General features: G+C 50.4%; 1 protein-coding gene. It reads left to right on the plus strand.

Annotated elements, in window-relative coordinates:
* Positions 1–80 precede the first annotated feature (80 nt).
* On the plus strand, positions 81–833 hold a 753-nt coding region (ruvB, locus tag STRDD10_RS09975; protein WP_067195694.1), incomplete at its 3' end, for a Holliday junction branch migration DNA helicase RuvB.

Raw genomic sequence — 833 nt, forward strand, 5'->3', positions numbered from 1 at the left:
CTGTCAAAGTCCCGGGAAAAGCTCGAAAACTCCTAAATTGAAAATCCCCATATGTGTTTGAATTTTGCTATAATAGAAACATGAGTAGAATTTTAGACAATGAATTGATGGGCGACGAGGAGTTGGTCGAGCGGACCCTGCGCCCCCAGTATTTACGGGAATATATCGGGCAGGATAAGGTCAAGGACCAGCTCCAGATTTTTATCGAAGCAGCCAAATTGCGGGACGAAGCTCTGGATCATGTACTCTTGTTTGGGCCTCCTGGGTTGGGGAAGACGACCATGGCTTTTGTTATTGCCAATGAACTAGGGGTCAATCTCAAGCAGACTTCTGGTCCTGTCATTGAAAAGGCAGGGGATCTGGTGGCCATCCTTAATGACTTAGAGCCGGGCGATGTTCTCTTTATCGATGAGATCCACCGTATGCCCATGGCAGTGGAGGAAGTCCTTTATAGCGCTATGGAGGATTTTTACATTGATATCATGATTGGGGCCGGAGAGTCGAGCCGAAGTGTCCATCTGGACCTGCCTCCGTTTACCTTGATCGGGGCTACGACCCGAGCTGGAATGCTGTCCAATCCCTTGCGAGCTCGCTTTGGTATTACGGGGCACATGGAATATTATGAGCATGCGGATTTGACGGAAATCGTCGAGCGGACAGCTGATATCTTTGAGATGGAAATCACCCACGAGGCGGCAGCTGACTTGGCCCTCCGTAGTCGGGGAACCCCTCGGATTGCCAATCGTCTCCTTAAGCGCGTGCGGGACTTTGCCCAGATCATGGGAGATGGCGTTATTGACCAAGTAGTGACGGATAAGGCCTTGACCATGCTG

The organism is Streptococcus sp. DD10, from assembly GCF_001578805.1.
GTDB lineage: Bacteria > Bacillota > Bacilli > Lactobacillales > Streptococcaceae > Streptococcus.